Origin of the sequence: Ruminococcus sp. MSJ-25 (assembly GCF_018917825.1) — a bacterium.
Lineage (GTDB): Bacteria > Bacillota > Clostridia > Oscillospirales > Ruminococcaceae > Hominimerdicola > Hominimerdicola aceti.
In genome coordinates this window covers 1-17,556 of sequence record NZ_JAHLPI010000001.1, presented here as the reverse complement: position 1 = coordinate 17,556, position 17,556 = coordinate 1, and the positions used below count along the sequence as shown (strand labels likewise).

The 17,556-nt window shown below is 37.2% G+C and carries 20 protein-coding genes and 1 pseudogene; 17 read left to right on the top strand and 4 right to left on the bottom strand.

All coding sequences use genetic code 11. The features are described from left to right. The first annotated feature begins 3 nt into the window (after positions 1-3). From KQH97_RS00105 to KQH97_RS00035, 15 genes are all read left to right on the top strand, one after another. Positions 4-207, top strand: coding sequence for a hypothetical protein (locus KQH97_RS00105; RefSeq protein ID WP_216551990.1), 204 nt, complete (start codon positions 4-6; stop codon positions 205-207). Positions 208-258: 51 nt separating this feature from the next. Then, positions 259-801, top strand: a complete 543-nt coding sequence (locus tag KQH97_RS00100; protein WP_367614644.1) for a polymorphic toxin-type HINT domain-containing protein — start codon at positions 259-261, stop codon at positions 799-801. Between the two features lie 15 nt (positions 802-816). Then, on the top strand, positions 817-1,464 hold the full coding sequence (locus KQH97_RS00095) for a DUF2625 family protein (protein ID WP_216551986.1): 648 nt from the start codon (positions 817-819) through the stop codon (positions 1,462-1,464). Then, entirely contained in the window at positions 1,464-1,883 is a 420-nt protein-coding gene (locus KQH97_RS00090) for a polymorphic toxin-type HINT domain-containing protein (RefSeq protein WP_216552052.1), read from the top strand. The genes KQH97_RS00095 and KQH97_RS00090 overlap by 1 nt, the downstream gene beginning before the upstream one ends. A 10-nt stretch (positions 1,884-1,893) precedes the next feature. Next, positions 1,894-2,391, top strand: a complete 498-nt coding sequence (locus KQH97_RS00085) for a hypothetical protein (protein WP_216551984.1) — start codon at positions 1,894-1,896, stop codon at positions 2,389-2,391. Between the two features lie 9 nt (positions 2,392-2,400). Then, complete coding sequence (locus tag KQH97_RS00080) at positions 2,401-2,928, top strand: T6SS immunity protein Tdi1 domain-containing protein (RefSeq protein WP_216551983.1); 528 nt, start codon at positions 2,401-2,403, stop codon at positions 2,926-2,928. Positions 2,929-3,192: 264 nt separating this feature from the next. Continuing rightward, positions 3,193-3,972 carry a hypothetical protein gene (locus KQH97_RS00075; RefSeq protein WP_216551981.1) on the top strand — a complete coding sequence of 260 codons (780 nt, stop codon included), beginning with the start codon at positions 3,193-3,195 and terminating at the stop codon, positions 3,970-3,972. Between the two features lie 46 nt (positions 3,973-4,018). Continuing rightward, positions 4,019-4,471 carry a hypothetical protein gene (locus tag KQH97_RS00070; protein WP_216551979.1) on the top strand — a complete coding sequence of 151 codons (453 nt, stop codon included), beginning with the start codon at positions 4,019-4,021 and terminating at the stop codon, positions 4,469-4,471. Positions 4,472-4,609: 138 nt separating this feature from the next. Then, the gene (locus tag KQH97_RS00065) at positions 4,610-5,581 is read left to right on the top strand and encodes a hypothetical protein (protein WP_216551977.1); all 972 of its coding nucleotides are present in this window, start codon (positions 4,610-4,612) and stop codon (positions 5,579-5,581) included. A 58-nt stretch (positions 5,582-5,639) separates the two neighbouring features. Next, a complete protein-coding gene (locus KQH97_RS00060; RefSeq protein ID WP_216551975.1) occupies positions 5,640-5,867 on the top strand; it encodes a hypothetical protein in 228 nt (75 codons plus the stop codon). A gap of 14 nt (positions 5,868-5,881) precedes the next feature. After that, the gene (locus KQH97_RS00055; RefSeq protein WP_216551973.1) at positions 5,882-6,334 is read left to right on the top strand and encodes a hypothetical protein; all 453 of its coding nucleotides are present in this window, start codon (positions 5,882-5,884) and stop codon (positions 6,332-6,334) included. Between the two features lie 97 nt (positions 6,335-6,431). After that, entirely contained in the window at positions 6,432-7,181 is a 750-nt protein-coding gene (locus tag KQH97_RS00050; RefSeq protein ID WP_216551971.1) for a hypothetical protein, read from the top strand. Positions 7,182-7,191: 10 nt separating this feature from the next. Then, positions 7,192-8,106, top strand: coding sequence for a DUF5104 domain-containing protein (locus KQH97_RS00045; protein WP_216551969.1), 915 nt, complete (start codon positions 7,192-7,194; stop codon positions 8,104-8,106). 15 nt (positions 8,107-8,121) lie between these two features. Then, entirely contained in the window at positions 8,122-9,003 is an 882-nt protein-coding gene (locus KQH97_RS00040) for a DUF5104 domain-containing protein (RefSeq protein ID WP_216551967.1), read from the top strand. 27 nt (positions 9,004-9,030) lie between these two features. Next, a complete protein-coding gene (locus KQH97_RS00035) occupies positions 9,031-9,960 on the top strand; it encodes a fibronectin type III domain-containing protein (RefSeq protein ID WP_216551965.1) in 930 nt (309 codons plus the stop codon). A gap of 395 nt (positions 9,961-10,355) precedes the next feature. Here KQH97_RS00035 and KQH97_RS00030 read toward each other — a convergent pair whose 3' ends face one another. The 3 genes from KQH97_RS00030 to KQH97_RS00020 all read right to left on the bottom strand — a co-directional run bounded on the left by KQH97_RS00030 (position 10,356) and on the right by KQH97_RS00020 (position 13,680). Beyond that, positions 10,356-11,399, bottom strand: a complete 1,044-nt coding sequence (locus KQH97_RS00030; protein ID WP_216551963.1) for a GIY-YIG nuclease family protein — start codon at positions 11,397-11,399, stop codon at positions 10,356-10,358. A gap of 3 nt (positions 11,400-11,402) precedes the next feature. Then, the gene (locus KQH97_RS00025) at positions 11,403-12,527 is read right to left on the bottom strand and encodes an ADP-ribosylglycohydrolase family protein (RefSeq protein WP_253286320.1); all 1,125 of its coding nucleotides are present in this window, start codon (positions 12,525-12,527) and stop codon (positions 11,403-11,405) included. 199 nt (positions 12,528-12,726) lie between these two features. Beyond that, complete coding sequence (locus KQH97_RS00020; RefSeq protein WP_216551961.1) at positions 12,727-13,680, bottom strand: AraC family transcriptional regulator; 954 nt, start codon at positions 13,678-13,680, stop codon at positions 12,727-12,729. Between the two features lie 111 nt (positions 13,681-13,791). Here KQH97_RS00020 and KQH97_RS00015 point away from each other — a divergent pair, with 111 nt between their 5' ends. Continuing rightward, entirely contained in the window at positions 13,792-14,976 is a 1,185-nt protein-coding gene (locus KQH97_RS00015; RefSeq protein WP_216551959.1) for a sugar MFS transporter, read from the top strand. A 107-nt stretch (positions 14,977-15,083) separates the two neighbouring features. On the opposite strand, the pseudogene KQH97_RS08780 reads toward KQH97_RS00015, so the two are convergent. Continuing rightward, positions 15,084-15,776, bottom strand: a pseudogene (locus tag KQH97_RS08780) (AraC family transcriptional regulator); the annotation flags it as partial. 1,064 nt (positions 15,777-16,840) lie between these two features. On the opposite strand from KQH97_RS08780, the gene KQH97_RS00005 reads away from it, so the two are divergent. Next, positions 16,841-17,556: hypothetical protein (locus KQH97_RS00005; RefSeq protein WP_216551957.1), on the top strand; the 716-nt coding region annotated here is incomplete at its 3' end.

Sequence of the window (17,556 nt, the reverse complement as noted above, 5' to 3'; positions counted from 1 at the left end):
AAAATGAAAGATAAATTACTTAAATTACATGACTATCTATTAAGTAATGGTTATATAAAAGATGCCGATAGAATATACAGTATACTTGAAGAATATGAAAATGAAAATAAATTGTCCGATCTTTCCGCTCAAAAACTGATTGTTATGTGTAATCCGAAATATCTTGGAAACTATTATATTCGCGAATTTGATGATTTATACAAATGATGGAATTTTCTGGCTGAGATTGTTTCGGGTATTAGATAATAATTTTAATATATATCAGTTGACCACCCGTTCTATGTAAAAGATAAGGGCTTTATCAATGCAGGTGAACTTAAAATTAATGATGAGCTCCTTGATTCTAATGGTAACATACTTTTAATTGAAAATTTGGCAATTGAGTTGACAGAGAAACCTGTTACAGTGTATTATTTTCAGGTGGAGGATTTCCATACTTATCATGTTGGTGAGTTTAGAATATTTGTACATAACGCAGATTACAAAATTACATTATCAATAGAAAAGTATCCAGAGTCTGCAAAACACATTGAGGATGCAATAAAAAATGGTCAGCCAAGGGAACTTACAATAAATAGAAGTGGAGCAAAATCTAATATAAAAGCGTCACTAAAGGGAATTAGCAAAGTTTCAGGTAAGGATTTGGATGAGTATCCTTTTGCAATGTGTAAAGAAGGAGGCAAAGGGGCTCATGTTCGTGCAATCAAAAGATCCGATAATAGAGGTTCAGGTTCTTTTATTGGGCATAAACTAAGGGGTCTCCCCGATGGGGCTACATTTGAAATAATAATTGTTGATTAATGGAGGTTAATGAAAATGCAGGAAAATAATAAACTGTGGCTAGAGATCAAGGAAATGTTTGAAACGTCACAGACAGGGGTAACGATATTTAATGGTGCTGGGTCATACAGTGCTAAAATATGTGATATGCTTAGAATAACTTCTGCGTCTGCTATGGGTGCTGTCATGCTGAACACATCAGGAGTTGTATTTGATGATTGGATAAGACTTTATGGCGGTGATACATCTGATAGGGTAGGCATATCTAAAATAAATTTGCTGTCTAAAAACGGTACACCTGAGAGGGTCAAACAAATGCTTATCGTTGCCACTGATGTTGTGGGCGGTATATTTGCGATCAATTCAGGCAAATTTGATGAGGGCATAGGCGATGTGTGGTATTTTGCTCCTGATACTTTGGATTGGGAAGACCTTGAGTTAAGATACTCTGAATTTATTGCCTGGCTCGCTCAGGGGAATATAGATGAATTTTATAGTTCAATGAGGTGGACAAATTGGAGAGAATCTGCAAAGAATGTGGAATTTGATAAATCCATTTTGATATATCCGTTTCTTTGGTCCGAAGAAGTTAACATTGAAACTGCGTCAAAATCAATAGTTCCATTTGACGAGTTGTTTGCTACAAACATGGAATATAGAGAAAAGTTTGGCATTGGCGATTAATAGATCTTAATTGGAGATTAATTTCTGAACTAATAGTTGATGATGAACTTCTTGATGTAAACGGAAATGTTCTTTTAATTGAAAATTTTGATGTTGAGTTGACAGATAAACCCGTAAAGGTGTATAATTTTCAGGTAGAAGATTTTCATACTTACTTTGTTGGACAGAATAATATTTGGGTGCATAATGCTGGGAAAGAATATAAAATTCCTAAATCTGGGACAGGGAAAGAGAAAGCAACAGACATTCCTAGCCGATTTAAAGGTGAACGTCCTTATATAAGTGAATCTGGAAAAGATTTTGCAAAACGTTTATGTGATGAAGCATTTGGTAAAGGCAATTATGATACTGGTCCTAAATCTGATTATAATAGGTTGAAAAAATATGGCGACAGAGCCTTTACTAATCCAAAAAAATAGGAGCAAAGTTATGGCAAAATATTATTTGACAAAAATCATTTATAATGGATTAACTTATTTTTTGATATGGTATAGCAATGATGAAGATGGGTTATTACTTTTTGATCAACAACTGTTAGTTTTTTTTAGTGTCGAAGAAGCAAATACATTTGCGGATAAAGAACATATTATTTTTGAAAAGGGAATAACAGTTTTTGATCTATCTGAAATTATCGAGTTAATAAATAATGTGGAAATATCGCAAAATTGTCGAATTTTGATAGATATATGGCATTTTTTTAGTGATTTATCAAAATCGCTAAATGAAGGATTTATAGGAGACTATAATGATGAAGAAATCATCGATATTTATAACAAGTTGTTCTATGGAAGTAATTTGGAACTTTTGAAAAATGAAGAATATCATCCTAGCTTCAATGTTGATGAAAAACATAAATGCTGGGAGATTTTTGAAAGTGGGTTATCGATACTTAACAAATATCTTAATGATGATTTCAGTATGAAATAAGGAGGAAATATGTTTAGAAAATTTTTGGATTTTGTAAAAGAGGAAAAACAATATGATTTTGAGAGTAGTGAACAATTTTTAAAAACGATGGGGGGAAAATCTTTCCTAAATGGTATGTATCGAATTTTTGATGAAAAAAGTATACCGAAATGGAATGATATAGTTAAAAAATCATTTCCAAAATACAAAAATCAAATAAGTGTCTTTGGGTATGACTGGTTGGGAAGAATTTTTGCTCTTGATACGCAAAGAGATGTAGTTTTGATATTTGAACCAGGTACAGGAGAGATACTTAATACAGAAGAAAACTTTGTGAATTTCCATGATAGTGAGATACCACAATATCATGACGCTTGCTTGGCGTCTGAGTTCTTCACTGAATGGTTTGAGGCAAATGGCAATTTTGTTTTGCCTCACAATAAATGTGTGGGTTACAAAGTACCACTATTCCTCAATGGGGAAGATGACATAGAAAATCTTGAAGTATCCGATATGGAAGTATATTGGGAAATAATGATGCCATTAATGAATCTTTAACCAATATACTTACGAAGGTGTAAAATTGCCAAGCAACCAAGAAAAAGTTTCACAGATTTTAGATATTATTAGGAGTTGTAGTAAAATACAACTGTATAAACTCTGACTATTATTGAGAGCAAAGACGATTATTACGACGAGTACTACTACATGAAGCCCGAATGTGAAAAAAGCCGTTGGGAGAAATTCAAAGACGGCTGCAAAAAGGTCGGCGAGTAGTGCAAGGAGCATTGGAAAGAAATTGTTATAGTAATTGGCGCTGTGTTGATAATTACAGCAATTGTAATCACGGGATTTACATCATTAGTTCCGCTATTGACTTTTTGGGGATTGTCTGTAAAATTAGCTACAGTGATAAGTGTGACCGTTTGTGGTATCGCTTTTCTTGCTTCAAGTATTTACTTACTTGGATATCCACTTAATATTCTTGGTAAGATATTCAAAAGTGACGCTTTAAAAACTATATCATTTGGTTTAAGGCATCCAATAATATCTCTTCAAATTGGAAAAGTTAAGCCTGGAGTGGGAAATACTAATATTAGTACAAATGTCTCTCGTTTTGCAAATGCATTTGATTTTGAAGATAATGATGCTCAAGAAGGATCAGAAGTAAATGCTTTTCGACACACTTTTTGGATTTCAATTATAACAAATAAGTGGGGAGAGAATATAGGCTTACAAACTGGTAATGCTCATGAAAAAAATCAAAACGTTATTCATGAAATCAAAGATATATACTCGCATAAGTTTAAAACTTTAAGTGATGCTGATCAAGCAGTTGATTTGTTAAACAATGTTATTGGACGGAAAATTGGAAAAACAACATCAATTGATAGTACATCCAAAGATATAGCAAAAAAAGTATTAGATTACTATTATACAAATGGATTAAATATTGTGAAGGAAACTGATGATGGACATTATGTGATTGTAAAAGAACGACTTTCATACGAACGATACAAAGATGATTTAATTATATTGGAAACACTTGATGAAAACGGATTTCCACCAGATAATAAATACTATAATAAAAAAGGTGATTGAATTGGTCAAGAAATATATTAGAGTAATTTTAATTGGAGTATTGTGTATGGGAGTTATACTGAGCATTTTTTCAATAATAAATTATCGTCATTCAAAATCGTTAAAGGATAAAATTATAAAAAAATGTAATGATGATACCGAGATTATTATACATATGTCTGATTTTACTGGCTTTGAATGGGATAAGTGTATTGTATATGGACCGTCAACGCAAACGAAAGATATATGTGATGCATTTGATATAAATTATAATACATATCTCGATTTAAATTATGGAATTATTTTCCTTAATAATAACAATGTTACTTATGAAGAATTTTTCAAAGTCTCAGATCATGATTTTACAAATAAAATTCCAGAATTTATTATTTATCCATATAGACAAAACGAAAGTACGCAAGTAAAATATGCAAGTTTTGAAAAGGATGAAGCGGAATTTAAATGTATAAAGAAAGATTCTGATAATGGCTATTATTATAGGCTTTACCCTATTAATTAAGTCGACATCGCACAAAGATTTTGGGTTACACTTGATTTTAAATAAGAGCATAAAGTGGTAACAAATGATCCAACGGCAACAACGGCTGTATATTGGTGAGCAGAATGGTATGCGTTTTTGAAAACCAATTAAGGTGAGATGGAATATTTATTATTTGAAATATTGTATCGAGGTTTAAACTATGAGAAGATGCGAACCACTAAACACATAAAAAGCAAACAGATAATTGAACTTAGAAAACATATGGCACTATTGAAAATGGTTTTGCACTTTGTCAATGCTATATACTATAAATTAGGAAATGATTATTGCAAAGCAATAAAAAATAACATTACATCAATAATAAAAATTGATCCTGAATATGCCGTAAAATATTCTCACCCTTTATTTATTAATGATAATGCTGATTTGAAATCACTGAAATCAAAAGTGCTTTCCATAGATGAAAGCATATACGACGTTGATGATGGTATCAGCTCGATAAAATCATCAACGCAGACCCAAGAGGACAAAATTGAATCAATTGAGTCATTGAAAGAAAATATTAGTGAATACATTTCCGATGTTGTGACTATTGACCAAAATGCGGCTGATGCTATCAATAAAAGCAGAAATGACTTTTATGAAAAATATGAATACTTAAAACCGGATATTGAAAAAAGCTGGTTGGAAGAAAAAGTAGATAACGCTTGTGAGTGGTGCAAGGAAAATTGGCAGTCAATAGTTAGTGTGTTTGTGACTATTGTCATTGTTGTCGGTATTGTTATATTGAGTATTTCAACATTTGGAACGGCAATTCCAGTAATTGCTGTTGGTGTAGTTGGAGCAATCGTAGGCATTTCAGGTCAATTAATTAGTGATATTATTTCATGTGCGATAACAGGCGATTGGAATGGTAACTGGCAATCATATATTGGATCAGCGATAGGCGGTTTTGCTGGTGGTGTTTTATTATTGCTTACTAATCCAATTGCTGCTTGTTCAGTAGAGGCGGCAATATCAACGTTTTTTGGCGAAAATCTTGAAAATATCACTGGGGGACAAAAACGATCGACTTTTGAAATATTATTTGATACTGGTTTAAGCACAGGAACAGCGGCTTTTTTTTAGTGTTGCTTTAAGTAAAATTACTGGAAAGCTTTCAAAAACTCTTTCGAAAAAAATTCCGGTGTTCAAAAGTCTTTCAGGCATAAATAGCTATGATGCTTCATTTAAAATGGTAATAACAAAATTAAAACAGGGAAGTATTAAAAAATTTCATTATAAAACAATTAGAAATGGTGTAATTTCAGGACTTCCTGGAGGTGCATTGGAAAATATAGCAAGTGGTTTTTTGATGGGATTAAGGAATGGTATGACGAATGGAGAGAGTTGTTACAAAATTAATAAGAAATGAAGGAGGTCTGATCAATGAAATCAAAATCGAAATTTACTGTGAAGATACCGTCAGAGATTTACAAAGGTGAAGTTTTTATAACTGCTTTTTTCATTGTTTTAAACGTAATGTATACGATTTTTGGTAATCCTCCGCATTTCCCTATGTATATTTCAACAATATTATTCGTTTTTATTCCAATAGCTATTTCATTATTGTGGATAAGAAAATTAAAAATTGTAGTAAGCGGCAGCAGAATAACCGTTAGGAAGATTTTGGGATCCAAATATAGTGTGTATGTTTCAGAAATAACAAAGATAAAATGGATAATTAATGATACTAGATTGGGGGTTAATGAAAAAATTTTAATTTATGTGAACTCTGAGCATTTTGCTGTTGAAACTCTTATGGACGGATTTGAAATAATGTCAGAATATCTTTTGAAAAATGTTGATCCTGATAAAATAATTTATATTAATAAAAAATAGAACATTTGGCAATAAAATAATCGGAATATTTTATCAGATAGGTGGTGTCTGGCTGATAAAGAAAATTGCGGAGTTAGGAACAATCGCTGCAGTATTTGTGAGAAAGCATCCGATTTTGTCTTCATATATTCCTGGATTGAATGTTGTTGCAGATATGACAACAGGATTTTTCTCCTTGACGTTGGGTGCAGATATGGATGATGATGGTATCTATCATATGAGACCTGATTGTTTGCAACAATATGCACATTATACCACAGGCTATGACGATGTTTTCCGAGCTGCGGTTAACAAAGCTTCGGGCGGTGAAATAACCGTAGATGCTCATCAATCTCAGATTTTTTGGGTAGATCTTGACGGTGATAAATCCAAAGATGAAGGAGAAGAATTTATAATATGGTCATTGAAGGGCGACTATATGAACCTTGGAGCAGGCGCTGAAACAGGTATTTATCAGGTGAAAGATGGAGAAATTTATGAGTATGGAAATTATATTATGGAAAATGGTGAATACTCATATCTTTATGCCGAAGTTAACAGAGAATATTCTGTTGAAATGACTCTTGAATTATATCATGATTCTAATGGGGATGGAATCTTCAGTGATGATGAGCAGCTGTATAAACATGAACCAGATGAATTACAATGGTGGATAACGGGATTTGATCCGTTGGTTCAGAATGTTAAAGCTGAGGATCTCCAAGCCGTAACTACTATAGATTTTTCGAGCTTTGGAGAAAACAAAGATATAATGTTAGATTCTTTCAGAGAATTTAATGCAGGAGAAGTCGAATGGGATATTCCAGAAAAAGATTCGGGTTCATACATTGTAACTCTGACTTGGTAAGGAGAATATTATGTTAAAATTTAAAAACTTGCTTTGCTGCACAATGTCCGTAATATTGATGTTAAGCCTAATGTCCTGTTCTGTTGTAGAAAAATTGAACAGCCATTATGAAGGTGATCTCGTTATTGATCAGACGGAGAATGTGAGTGTTTCAGAAACAGTAATAAAGGCTTTGGAAAATAACGATGCGGACGCAATCAAAAATCTGTTTTCTGTTCGTGCCAAAGATCTTTGTCCGGATCTGGATGAAGGGATCGGATATATGCTCAGCATATATGAAGGCGAATTTGTTGAAGTTACGCAGAATAATTCAAGCTCAAATAAATATTCGAGCGGTGGTGAAAGATGTATTGTTTCTCCGGTATGCGTTTTTAAAACAACAGAAAACTACTATAAGCTTACTTGGAATGCGTGGACGATAAATGAAAAAGATAAGGAAAAAGAAGGAGTCTACAGCATGAAACTCCAGATTTGGCCGGATGCCGGACTGGATCAGGGAGGTGAAGATCTTTTTGTTGCAGGGGTAGTGTATCCTGCTAATTCCGAGGAAAGTGATATGGCGTTTACTCTTTGGAAAAACATTTATCAGCAAAAAAATCATGACGATCGCATAGAGAGATTTCGTGAGCTGCTTTCTGACAATATGCTGGCTTCAGGCGTAACGGACGATGAAATAGATCGCTTTTTTGATTACTGTCAGCCAATGCGAGAACTTCACGAAGGCTGGACGGAAATTGATGATGGAAATATCACCGTTTATATTACGTCCATGAAAAATGATACTCCGATATGTTTTTGTTTTAGACTTGACAAGGAACAAACGGATAAAATATCTTTTCTAAAATTTGCCGAGATAGGCGATGAAAAGACTATCGGTGATTATAATTTATCGGAAGAAAATGCGGGAATTTATTTGCCAGATTAATGGAAGTGATTAATTATGAAAAAACTTATACTATCCGTTTTGCTTTTTTTACTGGTGGTGAGTTCTACAGGCTGTACTATATTAAACGATAGCCAAAGTTCAATAGAAAATGATGATAAATTAATTATCGATCAAACCTCAACGAAAAATACTTCGGATGTTCTGATACAAGCCTTGGAGACCAACGATGCTGAACTTTTTAAAAGCGTTTTTTCAGAGCAGACTTTGAAATTACAGCCTGATATTGATGAAGGTATCAAATACATATTTAATATATTTGAGGGTGACAATTTAGAGATAGTTTATGAAAATCAGTCATCAGAATCTTTTTCTGATTTGCAGGCAAAATGTGTATGGTCGATCTGTGTAATTAAGACTACTGAAAAATGCTATTCATTAACATGGACTGAGTGGGTACAGCAGGAAACTGATCCGTCTGCCCAAGGCGTATACAGCTTGATTTTTGAAGAATGTGAGGAAGATCAGAGAGGAGCAGGCGGCGGAGATCTGCTTGCCGGAATATATTACCCCGGATGTGAAACCGAGTCTGATATTTTAAACACATTTTTCGGGGCGATGCATAATAAAGACCGAGAAGAGCTTGAAACTATATTTTCCAATGAGTTTCTGGAGAATCCAGAAGCTGTGAAGAATATGGATAAATTTATAGAACGATATACTCCTTCATATTCTAATTTGTTAGCCGCATGGGAGGTCAATGATACTATTTGCATTCAACTAAGGCGTTTCGATGCTTTTATTTGTCTGCATTTTGATAATAAACAGACAGATAAAATATCATCTATTCGAGTATTTGACAGTACAACTGAAGATGAAGAAAGCATATCACAATACGATTTTAACCAAGATGAAATGGGAATTTATTTTCCAGATTAGTCAAATGCATCTTAATAAGTATCAATAATGTTTTATTACATTGATGAGGGTACTGACTATACTGTTACTTATTCTGCAAACACAAAGGTGGGTACTGTTGAAGTCACCATAACAGGAACAGGTTCATATATCGGCGAGATAAAGTCAAGTTTTGATATACTGCCTGCAAAACAGCAGATACAGAAGCTTGAAACACGCTTCAAAGGCTTTTTCATAGACTGGGCGCAGAAAGGCTCTGCAACAGGATATGAGATAGAATATAGCACAAATGCTGATTTTAAGGACAGCACGGTTAAAAAGCTTACCGCAAACAAGCCTGATACTCTCACCATAAGCGGTCTGACAGCAGGAAATAAATATTATGTTCGTGTACGTTCCTACACAAACGTTGGCGAAAAGGTATACTATGGAGCATGGTCAGACAGCAAAAATGTTACCGCCGCAAAGTATGACATTACAAAGTCAGCGATCTCAGGTATTTCTACAAAGACATATACAGGAAAGAATATCACGCAGAGCGTAAAGGTAAAATACAACGGCAAGACGCTTAAAAGCGGCACAGATTACACAGTTTCATATTCAAACAACAAAAAGGTAGGAACAGCCACAGTAAAGATAACAGGCAAAGGACAATACGGCGGAACTGTCAGCAAGACATTCAAGATAAACCCTGCCAAGCAGAAGATACAGAAGCTCACAGCGAAGTCAAAGGCATTCTTTATTGATTGGGCGCAGAAAGGCTCTGCAACAGGTTATGAGGTGCAGTACGCCATAAACTCTAAGTTTACAGGCGCAAAGAAGCTTGATGTTGCAAACAACAAGACCGACAAAATGACGATTTCAAAGCTTTCGGCAAATAAGAAATACTATGTTAAGGTACGTTCCTATACGCTTGTAAAGGGTACTAAATATTATGGAGAATGGTCGGCTGTTAAGAGTGTGACAACGAAGAAGTAGTATGCTTATAAAACCAAAGCCATTTTTTCTTATAATAAATTTTCTCCGACAGTACACTATGTAACTGGTCATTCGACCCGCTCGTCATTAAATATGATCCAAAATCTTATGAATTCGTACAAACAGATATCAGGAGCCGATATTGATAGGTTAAAATTAGGACTGTTCTGAATAGAATAAGCTGCCACAGATTTTTCTGTAGCAGCTTATTTTTTTGTTTATGCTATTCATTCTTGCGAAGATATCCGTCATCATCATATTTTTTTAGCTATATGCTGTGCAGCTTGCTAATCGCCCCATTTGTCCACAGCCTTATTCCAAATTATCATATATTACAACCTGTTTTCTGAAAAAGCTTACATTTATCAACATGGAAGTTGAAATAGCCGCCACTATTAACACCAGTTTGCAGAACTATAAAATCTCAGCTTTCCGTCCTTGTCCACGTCATAATTATATACTGACATTTGGTTTTTGAAAAATCTGTCCTTGAGATATGTGCCTTTTAGTTTGCATAGATACGAATATTCCTCGCTGTTCTCAGGCTTGCACTTTTCAAAACCGATTCTCTTCCGACGTGTATCAAACCATTTTTCATCATTCTGTCCGCCAAGACGTTTGTACTCGTCATAAGTCCTATTCTTTTGTATCAACAGTTTATCGTTTTCTCGATACTTCTTGGGATATGTGGGGAATTCCTTTTCATCAAAGTCAGTTGTAACTCTCCAACAATCCTCATTAACAGGATACACACCTACCACTATCTGCCTATAAAGTGCTAAAACATATTTTGCATACCTTGTACGCCTTATGTTTATATCCCAAAAGCCCCTTGCTGAATCGTATATAAAATCTTCCCTTTGCAAGTCGGCACATTTTTCCTTGTACATAAGCGGATAGCTTTTATTTATTGTAATGAAAACAACAGGGATATTTCCACAGTATTCTTTGAAATCCACTTCTCTTATGGCAACATTATCAAGAAAATCCTGCACATTTCTCGCTTTCGTTTTATATCCGTCAAGTGCGTGAGAGTGCTTTTCAGCATTGCTTGCGTGACCATTAGAAATATTGGTGAGCGTTTCAGGAAAAATGTGATCATACATATTCATAAGCGCAGATTCGCACATAAATGCTTCATTTTCGGTCAACCCCCATTTTATTATGACCTTTTCAACCTTCCCGCTGCTTTTAATGATAGTTTTTATTTTCTCAGATAATTTGGAATAATCGACATTTCTATCTCCGTTTTCTGAGCGTATAACTTCTAACAGTTTATCAGCGTCGTTTTCGTGACAAAACACTCGTCCGCCTTGCCCTTTGCCGATATAAAAAGGCTTTCCATTATCGTCTTGCAGCATATAAACATAAAACCTGTCTTCCATGTTCTCGCCCAAGGTGTAACTAAGTCTTGTGAGTTCGTCATTCCGCTCGCTCAAAGCCTATCCCCTCTTTCCATACGTCTTATGAACATACTTATCAAGCCATACCCTGTCATAATTGTCGCTGTACTCAGACATCTGACAATCGTTGTAAAGATCGTTTGCAAGGGTCAAAAGAACATCATGAAATTCCAAATTCGTCTTAAACTTTTGTGGTATTGCATTATAGCCAAGATATGCACCAAGAATATTTCCGCAAACTGCACCTGTTGAGTCGCTGTCGCCGTTGTGATTTACCGCTGTGCATACAGCTTTATCAAAATCATCCTGATATCTCAGTGAACAATACACTGCAATAGCTAAAGTCTCCTCAGCCACCCAGCCCTCGCCAAGCTTATGTATATTGTCGAGGTCACTGCCGCCTGACTGTGAAATCTTGACCGCAAGCTCGATCAATTCCACAAAATCGTCAATATATTTAGCTCGGTTAAATATCTGCTGCATTGTCCTTACCGAACTCGTGACAGCTTCAAGCAGTGTGATATCATTATTGTGGGACAACAAACTGACCATATGAACAAGAGCCGCCGCAGGGATATATCCAAGCTCATGCCCATGAGTAATAGCGGCACATTCAGCGCCTATCTTATCAATACTTGCGATATCCATTTTACCCTCTGAAAAATATAGCCCGATAGGTGCGACACGCATTATTCCGCCACAGCCTTTGCTGTTATTTATAGGCTTTTCTATAGTACCCTTTCCCCCTGCCGCCAAGGCTGACAAACAAGTATTTCCCGGTGCACGGTGGCTGAACATTTCAGGCAAATTCATGACCCAGCTATATTTCGCATAATTTTCTTCAATATCAACAGGATAATTTGCGGTCTGTGTCAGATACCAACCTTGATACTCAAATGCCATGTAGGTCGAAAAGTCGCCCATTATCCCACGAAGCTTGCCCCTTGTTATCCCGTCCAGCAACGCAGTTGCAGTAAACATCGTCATTTGAGTATCGTCAGAAATAAGGGCTTTACCATTTTTGAGCGCATATTCAGTTATGCCATTTTCTCCATATTCGCTGAAAATTTGTCTTTCACTGCAAAATTCCACGGCATACCCCAAAGCGTCACCCACAGCACCACCGACCAGTGAACCTCTGTATTTATCAAGCATATCATCCATTTTGTTTTCCTCCTATGATCTTAATTTCTTTTATAATACCATATTTATAAAGATTTGTGGGAAATAATTTTGTACAGTAAAAGTAACCGTCAAATCCTCCGCATCTACTCCACCGATGACTAAAGAAGTATAATAAACTTCAAGCAACTCCATAGAGTAAATTACCCAATCTCAAAAAGTCAATAGAGCAGCTATTTCATCAGCCCGACAGGACATTTGTGTCAGAATGTGTATTTCTCATTGAATTACGCTCCGCACTGCGACAGTGTTTTCTGTAATATATCGGCGTAACGCCGTACAGCTTTTTGAATCTGCGGCAGAAATAGCCGATGTTCTCAAATCCCGTTTCCTGCGCTATGTTGCAAACGCTGTTTTCGGTATCAACAAGCAGTTTTGACGCACGTTTCAGTCTGTATTCCACAACGTAATTTATCGGCGAAGTGTGCAGGTATGTCCTGAAAATATTTAGAACACTGCTTTTGCTTATAAGAACTGTTCCTGCAATATCATCAAGTGTTATCTGACCGCTGTAATTATCATGAATATACTGCATCATTATCTGAAGCTTAGCCTGCGTCTGTGCGGAATGCCCGGACACGGGGCCGCAGTCTGTTATTTGTATGCTTTCATATAACAGGCGCCATAGTTTCAGCAGCAGTTCTACCGTTTCCATTTCAGAAGCCGTGCCAGAACCATGCACAGCAAATACCGACCTCATTGTTTCGATAATGCTGTGGTGTGCTGTTTCTTCGGCGGAAAAAATCACACATTCGGTAGTTGATTCAATTATCGGTCTGATGTATCTGCTGTATATCAGACTGCCCTGCGGCGCAAGCAGAACAGGTGAAAAAACAATGTTCGGAATGATGGCGCTGTCTTCTGCTTCAAACCTGTGTATCACCTGAGAATTTATAAAGATCCCATCGCCCGAGCTTAGAACATACCTGTTTCCACCCACCAGAAAATCAGCCTTGCCATGCTGTACATAAACAAATTCGACCTCCGGGTGCCAGTGCCAGTCGATACAGTGAAAATCGAAATCCCAGATGTCCTCATAATAGTAACTGAACGGATATTCTTCGCTGCCGTGACTTGCAGTTTCACGTAAGGTTTCGTCCGTTGTGATCCTGTCCTTTTTGATTTCATTTCCCATGTTCTCACCCGATTTACGATATTGTGTAATAAAAATGTGATTTTGTGTATTGAAATGTTACGATATTTACTATATAATCTGATTATATCATTTGTCAAGGAGTTTGTCAATATGGCTGTAAATTACAGAAAAACACTTATATCCTGCTATCTTGGATTCATCACACAGGCAATAGCGGCTAATTTCGCTCCGCTTCTATTTCTCACATTTCACAATGGCTATGGTATTCCGTTTGGGAAAATTGCTCTTATCTCGTCGGTATTCTTTGTTACTCAGCTTATCATAGATGTGCTGTGCGCACGTTTCGCCGACAAGATCGGCTATCGAAAATGCGTTATCGGTTCGCAGGTGTTTTCTGCGCTGGGACTTATCGGGCTTGCTTTTCTGCCAGAACTGCTTCCCGATCCGTTTTCAGGAATAATTATAAGCACGGTCATATATGCAATGGGAAGCGGTCTGACCGAGGTGCTTGTAAGTCCGATAGTTGAAGCCTGCCCGTTTGAGCACAAAGAAGCTGCAATGAGCCTGCTGCATTCATTCTACTGCTGGGGTTCGGTCGGAGTCATACTCATTTCAACACTGTTTTTTACTGCTTTCGGCATAGAAAACTGGAAGTGGCTCTCTTGTATCTGGGCGATAATTCCACTGGTGAATGTTTACAATTTTTCAGTATGTCCCATTGCACACCCCGTCGAGGACGGCGAGGGAATGCGTATCCGTGACCTGCTCAGAGTACCGCTGTTCTGGCTTGCGATACTGCTTATGGTTTGTGCAGGAGCCTCGGAGCTTTCAATGGCGCAGTGGGCGTCGGCATTTGCAGAATCCGCTCTCGGACTGACTAAATCAGTCGGAGATATTGCAGGACCGTGTATGTTTGCGGTGACGATGGGCATAAGCCGTACACTTTACGGGAAGTACGGCGAAAAGCTCGATCTTATGAAATTCATGATAGGTTCGGCGCTGCTGTGTCTGATCTGTTACACCACTGCATCCCTGTCGGGAATACCTGTAATCGGACTTCTAGGCTGCATAATGTGCGGATTCTCGGTAGGTATCATGTGGCCCGGTTCTATAAGCATCTGTTCGGGAAAAATACCCACCGGCGGAACTGCAATGTTTGCACTCCTCGCCATGGCTGGTGACCTTGGCGGAGCACTCGGTCCTGCTATTGTAGGAAATATCACCCAGAGTGCAGGCGATGATATGCAGAAAGGTATGCTCGCAGGCTGCGCATTTCCCTTGATACTTATGATATCGCTCCTGCTGCTGAACAGAGCCAGACGCAGGAATAACTGATCGTATCCGGCAGGTTTATGCAAAGCTACAATAGGAAAAAGGCATCATGTATCCGGTCATGATGCCTTTTTGTTTTTCATACAGTGTCAGCGGTCAATTTACGAATTTCATAGAGCCTGTTCTATACTTCTGAACTGCGACGGAGTAATATTCTCGAACCTTTTGAAAATCTTACAAAAATAACTGCTGTCACAGAAACCTGTTTCTTCAGCTATCTGATCGACAGTTTTCTGTGTTTCCGCCAGAAGCATTTTAGCCGCCTGTATCTTGCGTTTTGTGATATATTCCATCGGTCGGCAGTTCAAGGTCTGCCTGAATAATCTGCACAAATGCTGCGAAGAAACGCCTGCGGCTTTACTTATGGATTCAAGACCGGGCTGTTTCGTATAGTTTTCGTCAATATATGCGATCGCCTTTGTCACCGCAGGGGCGATTTGTACACTGCCTTTTCCTTTCGCCGCAAGACGGCTCAATTCAATGAAAAAGCTGTACAGATAGCCCGACGCTCTGAAATTTCCGTCAACCCTGTCAGACAGGAGTGCCTCGTGCATACATCTGAAACAGTGGTCAAGATATGTAATTTCTTCCTTTGGAAGAGAGAAGATTTTTGGCTTGTCAAAGCCGAGTGCTTTAAGCATATCAGGGCAGGACTTTCCTGATGGTTTTATCCAATGCGTATCCCAGGATTCGTCCGTTGAATAATACTCATGCGGACAGCCGGCAGGGATAAAGAATGCGGTGTACGGTTTTATTATATGTTTCTCTCCGTTCATTATAAGTACGCCGCTGCCTTTTGTACAATAAAGAGCCTTGGCATAATTGTCACCTTTGTCGCATTTAACATGATACTGTCATTCGTTCAGCCCTACGCTCACCAAAAAGACGGGAAGACTGCTTTCTTTGCTGATTATCGGATAATCGTAGAATTTCAAAAATAATTCACCGCCTGTGCTAAAATCGTTATATCTTAATAATATCATTCATTGACTTGTATGTCAATAAGCGTTATAATCTGGCTATTTCAACTTCCGTGTTGATGTTAACAAGCATTTAACAATCAACTTATGTAAAATGAAATAATTTAGAACGCAATATTTGTTCAGCTATACAAAATCTTGTGCATATGAGAGAAATATGCAGAATATAGTGACTTTTGGTGTTATATGTGTTAAAATAATGTATGCATAGATAAAAAAGTCTATTGCAAAAAAGAAATGTGGTGAGTCAATGAAGATGTGAATATTCATTATGCACAATTATCAGTTGCAATAATTGTGTTATATGATGAAATTGAATTTATTTGCAACAAAACTTGAAGAAAATCACACCTATATTATGAAAAATATCGTTAAGAGGATCGCAGCTATGGGTGCTGCTGTTATGATGATGAGTTCTATGGCTATTGGGGCAGTGCGGCAGATAGTTTCTCGTTCTATATTTCCAACACTGGATCTGTTACGTCAAAAGTTATTACTGCTGGAAATGCAGCTCAGGATGATTATGTTAGGGTCAACTACCGAATTGACAAAATTTCCAATGCTACATCCGTTTCATATAGAACAACGGTTGGAGTTACATATATTGCAAGTGGAAAAATCTCGAGTAAAGGAAACCATACTACGAAACACACTAATGCGACATATATTGATAAAGGTGAACGTATTTTGTGCACCATGTCACTCAATCCAGCTCCGTCAGGTGTAGGTAGTTATGCTTCAGGATATGTTAGCGGTAAATAAAATTTAAACTAAGGCAATATCACTAACTATCTTTTTATGTGATATTGCCTTAAATTATACGATCAATTTAACAGCTTGATTTCTATACTACCTCGCAGCAATAACCCAAAAGAAAGGAATGACATATGAAAAATATCAGAAAAACAAAAGTATTATTGTCCGTGATGTTGGCGGCTGTGGTGCTGTCAGCTTGTGAAAATACTCCCGACAATATCAGAAGTAATAAGCATTCGGCTGAGGTGGACAGCGGCGAGGCTTATGTTTTGCCCGAGAATATTTATGACAGCTTTGACGCTGCTTTTGAAAAAGAGTATGCAAAATTCAAGCTGCCCGAAAAATCGGCGGTGAGCATTTGCAAACCTGACGGTGTTTATGACTTTGAGCTTGCATATATCAATGCCGAAAATGATATGGACTGGCTGTCATCAAAAGTGGAAGAGCTGCAAAGTGCCTTGGATATCAAGATCGACGGTAAGATCGAAACTGTGGAAGATCAGGCACAACTCCAGGACGAACATAACAAACTTAAAATGACACGCTTTGCACAGCCTTATTGCTGTTGGGAGGCAAGCGAAAACGGCGTAAATACCGCAGACGCAGACGCCGATAATATTGACCTTTTTTATCTCGACAGACCAACTTCTGAAAATGCTGACAGCGGACTTTTGTCTGCTGCTGACAAGGCAAAGACTTTGGCGGACACGTTCAGCAAGGTGCTTGGTGAGGAGCTTGACAATGTGGTCAGCGACGGGTATGTTATCACGACCGACAGCGGCGTTGGCTATGAGATAGAGATACAAAAGGCATATAAGGGCATCGGCATACAGAATGTTTTTTCCAC